2 protein-coding genes are annotated in these 825 nt (G+C 50.7%); one reads left to right on the forward strand and one right to left on the reverse strand.

From position 1 onward, the window contains the following. Positions 1-239: zinc ribbon domain-containing protein (locus P5674_RS25385; protein ID WP_315670441.1), on the forward strand; the 239-nt coding region annotated here is incomplete at its 5' end. On the opposite strand, the gene P5674_RS25390 is transcribed toward P5674_RS25385, so the two are convergent. Continuing rightward, positions 196-681 (reverse strand): transposase, encoded by a 486-nt coding sequence (locus P5674_RS25390; protein WP_014276004.1) that lies wholly within the window; start codon positions 679-681, stop codon positions 196-198. The two genes, P5674_RS25385 and P5674_RS25390, sit on opposite strands and share 44 nt — an antisense overlap. Positions 682-825: the final 144 nt, after the last annotated feature.

Here is an 825-nt window from a genome sequence, read left to right on the forward strand (position 1 = left end):
TTGTAGATGTGACGGAAGAATACACCAGCAAAACCTGTACTCACTGTGGTCATGTGCATTCCCAGCTAGGTGGCTCAAAAGTGTTCCGATGTCCTGAGTGTGGGTTCACTCTACCCAGGGACTGGAACGGTGCTTTTGGAATCTTTCTAAAAGCTTTGCGGGATACCGCCTCTGTTACCTTAACGGGTAATAGTGCTATCGTCGCATTGTCAGGCAATAGCCGGATAAATGTCGCGTAAATGTATCAGACTGAGCCTCTGGTGATTTGGGAAGGCAATCGTAGGGGGTTGTCGCGATCGCACCTCCGCCCGGTTTCTGTTCGCGATGTGTCCCCCTCTCGATTGCCCGAACAACAAACTGATGTAAGGTCGATCGCGCCTCTTTACTTCCGGTGAAACTGCTACGAGTGTCAGCCTTTCCAGATTGCACTTGAGTAGCGCCCAACCCGCACAACTGCCGGAATCGTCCCATGGCTTTAGACTTGGGAAGGCATTTAAACATCTCATCAAAGGGTACGATCCGAGTGAGTAGCCAGCCCCGTTCGCGGGAACCAAAACCGAACTTATCAAACACCCGGTGGTAACAATCAAACTTCAGGGTAGTGCAGCCTAACATCTCCTGCTCTACCATCGCCTCCGACTGATGCCACATACAAATCTGTTGGGCTAGTCGGGCAGTCACTTCACTGATACCAGTTCCTTCACCCGCCGCGATCGCTTTCGCGTATTCATTGTCAAACTTGGTTTTAACCGCTTTGGGAATTTCCCAACTATAGCACTAGTCAATACGGTTAGGACGCAGCCTTGAGAACAGAATCCATGGCAC

This window comes from Limnospira sp. PMC 289.06 (assembly GCF_032350395.1).
Taxonomy (GTDB): Bacteria; Cyanobacteriota; Cyanobacteriia; order Cyanobacteriales; family Microcoleaceae; genus Limnospira; species Limnospira platensis.